This window comes from Mesorhizobium sp. M2C.T.Ca.TU.002.02.1.1 (assembly GCF_003997225.1).
Map to the genome: position 1 here is coordinate 1 of NZ_RZTO01000182.1, position 9,038 is coordinate 9,038.

General features: G+C 65.3%; 6 protein-coding genes and 1 pseudogene. All 7 read right to left on the reverse strand.

The window, feature by feature from the left end:
- A pseudogene (locus tag EOD07_RS12445) lies at positions 1 to 620 on the reverse strand (hypothetical protein); the annotation flags it as partial.
- 130 nt (positions 621 to 750) lie between these two features.
- Positions 751 to 1,119 carry an MmcQ/YjbR family DNA-binding protein gene (locus EOD07_RS12450; RefSeq protein WP_073987860.1) on the reverse strand — a complete coding sequence of 123 codons (369 nt, stop codon included), beginning with the start codon at positions 1,117 to 1,119 and terminating at the stop codon, positions 751 to 753.
- A gap of 117 nt (positions 1,120 to 1,236) precedes the next feature.
- Positions 1,237 to 3,843: an ATP-dependent chaperone ClpB gene (gene clpB, locus EOD07_RS12455; RefSeq protein ID WP_127235657.1), complete on the reverse strand. Its 2,607-nt coding sequence runs from the start codon at positions 3,841 to 3,843 to the stop codon at positions 1,237 to 1,239.
- 222 nt (positions 3,844 to 4,065) lie between these two features.
- Positions 4,066 to 5,097, reverse strand: coding sequence for a DUF4167 domain-containing protein (locus tag EOD07_RS12460; RefSeq protein ID WP_127235661.1), 1,032 nt, complete (start codon positions 5,095 to 5,097; stop codon positions 4,066 to 4,068).
- A gap of 332 nt (positions 5,098 to 5,429) precedes the next feature.
- Entirely contained in the window at positions 5,430 to 6,308 is an 879-nt protein-coding gene (gene prmC / locus EOD07_RS12465) for a peptide chain release factor N(5)-glutamine methyltransferase (RefSeq protein WP_127235658.1), read from the reverse strand.
- Complete coding sequence (gene prfA / locus EOD07_RS12470) at positions 6,301 to 7,380, reverse strand: peptide chain release factor 1 (protein ID WP_127235659.1); 1,080 nt, start codon at positions 7,378 to 7,380, stop codon at positions 6,301 to 6,303. The genes prmC and prfA overlap by 8 nt, the downstream gene beginning before the upstream one ends.
- 9 nt (positions 7,381 to 7,389) lie before the next feature.
- A partial coding sequence (ptsP, locus tag EOD07_RS12475; protein ID WP_127235660.1) for a phosphoenolpyruvate--protein phosphotransferase occupies positions 7,390 to 9,038 on the reverse strand: 1,649 nt, incomplete at its 5' end.

The window sequence follows — 9,038 nt, forward strand, 5'->3', positions numbered from 1 at the left end:
ACCGAGGCCTTGCCGCCCGTGTTCGGCGGCAACGAGGCCTCCGGATTGGTCTGCAGCACCTCGCCCTGGTCCGGCTGCTCCGGGTCGATCGACGCCTCGTTCAGCGGCTGGCGCTTGATGGTGTTCGACTTCGGCTCCTCGGGATAGGTGGTGGCATAGCCCTCATCATTGTTGGGCGCCGGCGGATAGGCATCGACGGAATTGTCGCTGTTGGGATCGTATTCATCGACCGGCGGCGGGATAACGCGGCCGTTCTCCTCCAGTTGCCGGCGGCGGAAGCGCGCCATGTCCTCGGGATTGTCGAGATAATAGCGATCGTCGCCCTCGGCCGGCGCGCGGCCGAGTTCCTGCATGCGCATCTGCCGGCGCAGCGCTCGGCGGTCGAGCCTGCTCCCCGGCGGCTGGATGGCGATCACCTTGCCGGTGTCGGCATCGACCAGCACGCGGTTGCCTCTGGCGTCGTAGTAGATATCGATATTGCCTTCCTGCGCCAGCACCAGCGCACCGCGCTGGGCGGGCCGTGTCGCCTGCGGCGCGCCATCCACGCTCGGCGTGGCGAACGCACTGGAAGTCACCAGCCCGGCCGCGAGTGCCGAAAGGGAAAAGATCAAGCGCAGCATGGGGGTCTAGCTCTCCGGTCGACTAGGCTTCCTGGCGGGGCGAATCTTCGCCAGCAAACCAGCTACCCAAATTAAGGTTCCAATATGAACCGGGCATGAAGATGGCGGTTTTCCGCCAGCTTGAGGAATATCAGCCAGCTTGCGCAAGTCCCAATTCCTTGCGTGCCTGTCTGGTCAGCTTGAGCACGACCAGGCGATGGCTCTCGCGCAGATAGTCCATCAGCGCCGCGTCATCCACGCTTTGGCTCGTCTGACGCTGGATCCATTTCATGCCGCGCGAGGCAAGATAGGGAGCCGGCCGGCAGCCCGGCTGATCCTTCAGCACGTCATAGGCCATCTCGGAACATTTGAAGGTGACGAAGAGCTCGCCGCCCTCGTTCCAGCCGCCGATGGCGAACACCTTGCCGCCAACCTTCCAGACATGGGCGCCGCCCCACTGAACGACATGCGTCGTGGCGGGCAGCGATGCGCAGAAGCCGTTGTAATCGTCGGGCGTCATCGAGTCCTTCCCAGCCATTCGAATCGGCAGCCGATTATGCGCAGTCGCCGGGAATAACAAAGCGCGCCGCACCAGTCCGGTGCGACGCGCTTCGCGTTCGTTCAGGCTCGACCCGGATCAGGCGGCGGCTTCCGTCGCCACCACGGTCGGCTTCGAGCGGAAGTTCAACCGGTCGGAGCCCGCGGTGACCTCGACGGTCGAACCGTCGAGGATCTCGCCGAGCAGGATCTTCTCCGCCAGCGGGTCCTGCAGCTCCTTCTGCATCACCCGCTTCAGCGGCCTGGCGCCATAAGCCGGATCGTAGCCCTTCGAGGCCAGCCACTCGATCGCGTCATGATCCAGCGACAGCGTGATCTTGCGGTCGACAAGCAGGTTCTCCAGCCGCTTGAGCTGGATCTCGACGATACGGTCCATATCCTGACGGCGCAGCCGGTGGAACAGGATCACCTCGTCGACACGGTTGAGGAACTCCGGCCGGAACGAGGCCTTCACCACGCTCATCACCTCGTCGCGCACGGCATCGACATCCTGGTCGTCGCTGAGGTTGACCAGATATTCGGCGCCGAGGTTGGACGTCATGATGATCAGCGTGTTGCGGAAATCGACCGTGCGGCCCTGGCCATCGGTCAGCCTTCCGTCGTCGAGCACCTGCAGGAGCACGTTGAACACGTCCGGATGCGCCTTCTCGATCTCGTCGAACAGCACGACCTGATAGGGCCGGCGCCGCACCGCTTCGGTCAGCGCGCCGCCTTCCTCATAACCGACATAGCCGGGAGGCGCGCCGATCAGCCGGGCGACGGAATGCTTCTCCATGAACTCCGACATGTCGATGCGCACCAGCGCCGTCTCGTCGTCGAACAGGAAGCTGGCCAGCGCCTTGGTGAGCTCGGTCTTGCCGACGCCGGTCGGTCCGAGGAACATGAACGAGCCGATCGGCCGGTTCGGATCCTGCAGTCCGGCGCGGGCGCGCCGCACGGCCTTGGACACCGCCTGCACGGCTTCGCCCTGGCCGACGACCCGCTTGCCGATCTCGTCTTCCATGCGCAAGAGCTTCTCGCGCTGCCCTTCCAGCATCTTGTCGACCGGAATGCCGGTCCAGCGCGACACGACATGCGCGACATGGTCGGGCGTGACCACCTCTTCCACCATGCCGGTCTTGCCGTCCTGCGCCTCGGCTTCCTTGAGCTTCTTCTCGAGCTCCGGGATCTTGCCATAGGCAAGCTCGCCGGCGCGCTGGAATTCGCCCTTGCGCTGCGCGATCGCCAGCTCGTTGCGCGTCTCGTCGAGCTGCTTCTTCAGGTCGGCGGCAAGGCCAAGCTTCTGCTTTTCGGCCTGCCACTTCGTGGTCAGCTCGCTCGATTCCTCCTCGAGATCGGCAAGCTCCTTCTCCAGCCGGGCAAGCCGGTCCTTCGAGGCCTCGTCCTTCTCGACCTTCAGCGCCTCGCGCTCGATCTTGAGCTGCATGATGCGGCGGTCGATCTCGTCCAGCGCCTCGGGCTTGGAATCGACCTGCATGCGCAGCCTGGAGGCCGCCTCATCGACCAGATCGATCGCCTTGTCCGGCAGGAAACGGTCGGCGATGTAGCGGTTGGAAAGCGTCGCCGCCGACACCAGCGCGGAATCCGAAATGCGCACCTTGTGGTGCTGCTCGTACTTCTCCTTCAGGCCGCGCAGGATCGAGACCGTGTCCTCCACCGTCGGCTCGTCGACGAAGACGGGCTGGAAACGGCGGGCAAGGGCGGGGTCCTTCTCGACATGCTTGCGGTACTCGTCGAGCGTGGTCGCGCCGACGCAGTGCAGCTCGCCGCGCGCAAGCGCGGGCTTCAAAAGGTTCGACGCATCCATCGCACCGTCGGCCTTGCCGGCGCCGACCAGGGTGTGCATCTCGTCGATGAACAGGATGATGTTGCCGTTGGCCGAGGTGACCTCGTTGAGCACGGCCTTCAGCCGCTCCTCGAACTCGCCGCGATATTTGGCGCCGGCAATCAGCGCGCCCATGTCGAGCGCCATCAGCTGCTTGTCCTTCAGCGATTCCGGCACGTCGCCATTGACGATGCGCAGCGCCAAGCCTTCGGCGATCGCCGTCTTGCCGACGCCCGGCTCGCCGATCAGCACGGGGTTGTTCTTGGTGCGCCGCGACAGCACCTGGATGGTGCGGCGGATCTCGTCGTCGCGACCGATGACCGGATCGAGCTTGCCGGCACGGGCGTCGGCGGTGAGATCGCGCGCGTATTTCTTGAGCGCGTCATAGCCCTGCTCGGCGCTGGCCGAGTCGGCGGTGCGGCCCTTGCGGATATCGTTGATGGCCTGGTTGAGCGCTTGCGCGGTGACCCCTGCCTTGGACAGGATGTCGGCGGTCTTGGCCGACTTCTCCATGACAAGCGCCTGCAGCAGCCGCTCGACGGTGACGAAGCTGTCGCCGGCCTTCTTGGCCAGGTCCTCGGCGGTGGAAAACACCTTGGCGAGAGGCTGGGCCAGATAGAGCTGGCCATTGCCGCCTTCGACCTTGGGCATGGCTTCGAGCGCGGTCTCGACGCCGAGCTTGACGTCGCGGACGCTGCCGCCGGCGCGCTCGATCAGGGACGCGGCAAGGCCCTCGTCATCGTCGACGAGCACCTTCAGCATATGTTCGGGGGTGAATTGCTGGTGATTGCGCGAGAGCGCCATGGTCTGCGCGGACTGGACGAAGCCGCGCACGCGCTCGGAGTATTTTTCAAGATTCATGTCTGTCTCCTTCCGTCACCGGCCCGCTTTGCGGCACCGGATCAGATTGCGGTGACGGACCCGCTCATTCGAGCCGAGCCCTGTTCAGCCGAGATATGGTGTATGGGGCGCGGTCCCTCAAGACGCCTTGATGTCGATCAAAGCAGAATATTCCAGCTGCGCACGAACGAAAACGGCGGAGATTGCTCTCCGCCGTTCGCAATGCCTGAAATGGCGTCCGGATCAGCTGTTCGCGTCGGCGGCAACAGGCTCGCCGGGGGCTTCGCTGGCAACAGGCGTCGGCTCGCTGGCGACAGGCTCGACCGCCGGCCTCGCCTCTTCGGCGAGCTTGGCGCTGGCCTCATCGCCATTGTTCGCCGCATTAGGCGCTTCGCCTGAATTTTCGGAGATCGACCGTTCCGGGCTTGCGCCCTGCGGCTGATCGCCCTGCTCGCCACTGCCGGCCTGGTCGGCATAATTGCCGCGCTGACGGCGCGGACGCCGTGGCCGGCGACCGCCGCCGCCATTATCAATGGCGGCTTCGTTGAGCTCGGCCTGGGCGGCGAGCGCGGCCGGCGAGAAACTGTCGAACTGCGGCGCCTGCTCGGCCTGAGGACCGGCCTCGCCGGCAGCCTCGGGCTGCGCCTGCGCGGCCTCATTGCGGCGGTTCTGATCGGACTGCTGGCCGCCATGCTCGCCGCGCTGGCCGCTGTCACCGCGCGGACCGTTCTGGCCATGCTGGCCGTAGCCGCCGTTGCGGCGGTCGCGATGCCGGTCGCGGCCATTGTTGTCGCGCTGTCCCCCATCACGCTGACCGCTGTCGCGGCGATTGTTGTTGTCGCGGCCGTTTTCCTGGTTGTAGGCGAGTTCCGCCGGCGTGCCTTCGATCACCGGCTGCGGCCCGGAGCCGTTCGCCGGCGCCTCGGCGCCGTTGCCGCTGCTATTTCCCGTATTGTCGAACTCGTCGCGGTCCTCATCGAGATCGTCCTCGAAGTCGTCGCGGTTCTGCGGGACGTTCTGGATCGGCATCTGCGCCTGTGCGGCGGCAATGATGCGATTGTAATGTTCGGCGTGCTGGAGATAGTTCTCCGCCATCACCCTGTCGCCGGAGCTTTGCGCGTCACGGGCGAGTGCGGCGTATTTTTCGGCGATCTGTTGAGCCGATCCGCGGATCTTCACGTCCGGGCCGTTGCTCTCATAAGTGCGGGTCAGGGGATTCGGCCCCTTGCGGTTGTTGTTGTTGCCACCGCCGCCATTGTTGTTGCGACCGCGCATGCGCCTGTTCTGCTGTTGTGGCCTCATTAGACTCTCTTCATAGTGAATTTTCGAAAAAACTCTTCACGAACGGAGGCGCTCATGCAGCCAGCCGTTTCGTTTCTTCACCGGCGTTCGCCCGCATCAATTGCGTTGGCGCCACGTGCCATCCTGTTCCGGTTACATCACTTGCCGGATGATTCCCGCACGAAGCTTGGGCGTCGTTTGCGCAAGAAGGCAGCTATTTCCAAGGAAAACCGAATCGCTGGGAGCACTGCCTGCTTCGTCTCATCCGGTTGAGCCGGACCCTAACTGCATTCCCCTGCATTGCCAAGCGGTTTTTTCGCACTGCATCAGGGCTTTCGCCGCTCGAACACCAGAACTCTGTCATTCTTGCCGAGGTCGCGATGTGTCCCGATTAACACATAACCGGCTGCGGCGAATATTCCGCTGACCTCGTTCTTCTGCGTGTGGCCGATCTCGACCGCTACCTTGCCTTGCGTTTCCAGAAATCCTGCCGCCTCGGCGGCGATGACCCTATAGGGGTCCAACCCATCCGCACCGCCGTCCAGCGCCCGGTGCGGGTCGAAACCGCGGACCTCGTCCTGCAGATTTCCGATCTCTCGACTGGGTATATAGGGAGGGTTCGAGGCAATTACATGGTAGCGGCCCGAAACTTTTTCGAACCAGTTGGAATGCAAGGCTTTGAAGCGCTCGCCGAGCCCCAGATCCCGGGCATTTCCGGCGGCGGTCGCCAATGCCTCGGGCGAAATGTCGACGCCTGTCGCGGTCGCCGCCGGAACGGCGCCGAGCAGGGCCAGCGCGATGGCGCCGGTGCCCGTGCCGAGATCGAGAATACGGCATTCGCCCAGCCTTTCGGCCGTTGCCCGGGCGAAGGGCAGGACGGCGTCGACCAGCGTCTCGGTGTCCGGCCGGGGTTCCAGCGTCTGCGGCGACAGCGACAGGCGCAAACCGTAGAATTCGCGGTAGCCGAGGATGCGGTGCACCGGCTCGCCTGCGACGCGACGCCTCAGGGCCGCTTCAACGGCCGAAAGCGCCTTCGGACCCACCTCGTGCCCCGGTTCGGCGATCGCCTGGGTGCGGGTCGTACCGGAGAAATGTTCCACGATCAGCCGGGAATCGAGCGCCGGATCGTCGATACCGGCGGCGGCCAGACGCTCGCGCGCGGCCCTGAGCAGCGGCCCGAGCGCGGCGGGCAGATGGTCAGCCATCGAGGCTCATATCGGCCAACAGCTTCGACTGATGGTCGGCGATCAGCGCGTCGATCACCTCGTCGAGCTCGCCCATCATCACCCGGTCGAGCTTGTAGAGCGTGAGGTTGATGCGGTGGTCGGTGACGCGCCCCTGCGGAAAATTATAGGTGCGGATGCGCTCTGAACGGTCGCCCGAGCCGACCTGTGATTTGCGCGACGACGAGCGTTCTTCGTCGGCCCGGCTGCGTTCCAGGTCATAGAGCCGCGCGCGCAGGATCTGCATGGCGCGCGCCCGGTTCTGGTGCTGCGACTTTTCCGCCTGCACCACCATGATGCCGGTCGGCAGATGGGTGATGCGCACCGCCGAGTCGGTGGTGTTGACGTGTTGACCGCCCGAGCCCGAGGCGCGCATCGTGTCGATGCGGATATCCTCCGCCCGGATTTCGATGTCGACCTCCTCGGCTTCGGGCAGCACGGCTACCGTCGCCGCCGAGGTGTGGATGCGCCCACCGGCTTCGGTTTCCGGCACGCGCTGGACGCGGTGCACGCCGGATTCGAACTTCAGATGCGCGAACACGCCCTTGCCCGACACCGAGGCGATGATTTCCTTGTAGCCGCCGACCTCGCCTTCGCTGGCCGACACCACCTCGAAACGCCAGCCGCGCGAAGCGGCGTAGCGCTCATACATGCGGAACAGATCGCCGGCGAACAGCGCCGCCTCGTCGCCGCCGGTGCCGGCGCGGATTTCGAGGATGGCGTTCCTCTCGTCGGCCGCGTCCTTGGGCAGAAGCAGGATCTGGATGTCCTTCCGCAGCGCCTCGATGCGGCTCTCGACCTCCGGCAGGTCCGCCTCGGCCAACGCCCGCATGTCGGCGTCGGTCGCCTTGTCGGCCAGCATCGCCTCGAGGTCCGCCTGTTCCTGCTCGGCGGCGCGCAACGCCCGGATCTTGCCCACCATCTCCTGGATGTCGGCATATTCCGAGGCCATCTTGACATATTGATCGGCGGCGGGGCCGGCCGCCATCTGCGCTTCGAGCATGTCGAAACGCTTGACGACTTGATCCATACGGTCGCGGGGCAGGTTGATCATGATGGGATGCTATAGCGGTATGGAGCGATCGTCGGCAAATGCCTGCAGCAGCGCCCGCATCGGCGTCCCTTGGGCCGGCGCCATCAGATTGTCCTTGAAGAAGTCTTTCAGCTCCTGCAGCGGCAGCTCGGTCAGCATCGCCTTGACCGGACCGATCGAGGCCGGCGACATCGAGATCGAGCGGAAACCCAGGCCGATCAGCGCCATGGCCGAGATCGGCCTCCCGGCAAGCTCGCCGCAGAGCGTCACCGGCGTGTTGTTGCGCACGCCGGCATCGGCGATTGTCTTCAGCACCCGCAGGAACGGCGCCGAAAGCGTGTCGAAGCGGTCGGCGAGCTGGGTGTTGCCGCGATCGACCGCCATGACGAACTGGAAGAGGTCGTTGGAGCCGACCGAGACGAAGTCCACCGCCTTCATCAATTCGTCGAGCTGGAACAAGAGCGAGGGCACTTCCAGCATCGCGCCGAGCTTGAGGCTGGTGGGCAGATGATGGGCAAAGCGCGACAGATGCCTCACCTCGCGGTCGATGATCTCGCGCGCCTGCGCAATTTCCGACAGCTCGGTGACCATCGGCAGCATCAGCTTCAACTCACGGCCGCCGCAGGCCTTCAGCAGCGCCCGGATCTGCGTCCTGAGCAGGCCGGGGCGGTCGAGCGTCAGCCGGATCGCCCGCCAGCCGAGCGCCGGGTTCTCTTCCTGGATCGCTCCCTTGAAGTAGGGCAGCACCTTGTCGCCGCCGATGTCGATGGTGCGGAAGGTGACGGGCTTGCCGCGCGCGGCGTCGAGCACGTCGCGGTAGAGCCGCTCCTGCGCCTCGGCGCGCGGGAAGGTCGAGGCGACCATGAATTGCAATTCGGTGCGGAAGAGCCCGATGCCGGCGGCGCCCGATTCGGTCAGCTGCGGCAGGTCGACGGCAAGACCCGCATTCATCAGGAGATCGACCGGAACGCCGTCCTTGGTCAGCGACGGCTTCTTGCGCAGCTCGCGGTAGACCTCCTGCCGCCGTGCCCGGAAGCGGACCTTTTCGGCATAGGCGGCCTCGAGATCCGACTGCGGACGCAGGTGGATGGTGCCTTCCTCGCCGTCGACGATGATGGCGTCGCCGTTTTCCGCCATGGAAACGGCGCCTTTCATCTGTCCGGCGACGGGAATGCCCATGGCGCGCGCGACGATGACGACATGGCTGGTGGCCGCGCCGTCCTCCAGCACAAGGCCGCGCAGCTTGTCGCGCGGATAGTCGAGCAACTCGGCCGCACCCATCGAGCGGGCGACGATGATGGCATCCTTGGGCAGCGAGGCCGCGACATCCTCGGGGCCGCGCCCCATCAATTGGCGCAGGAGCCGGTTGGCGAGGTCGTCGAAATCGCTCATCCGCTCGCGCAGGTAAGGGTCGGTCATGTGCAGCATGCGGGCACGCATGTCGCTCTGCACCTTCTCGACCGCCGCCTCCGCCGTCAGGCCGTTGCGGATCGCCTCTTCCAGCCTGCGCACCCAGCCGCTGTCATTGGCGAACATGCGGTAGGCCTCGAGCACCTCGCGGTGCTCGCCCTCGAAGGCGACCTCGCGCCGCTCCAGCATGTCGTCGATGGAGAGCCGGAGCGAGCCGAGCGAGGACTGCAGCCGGCGCACCTCCTCCTCGCTGTCCTCGTTGAAGAGGT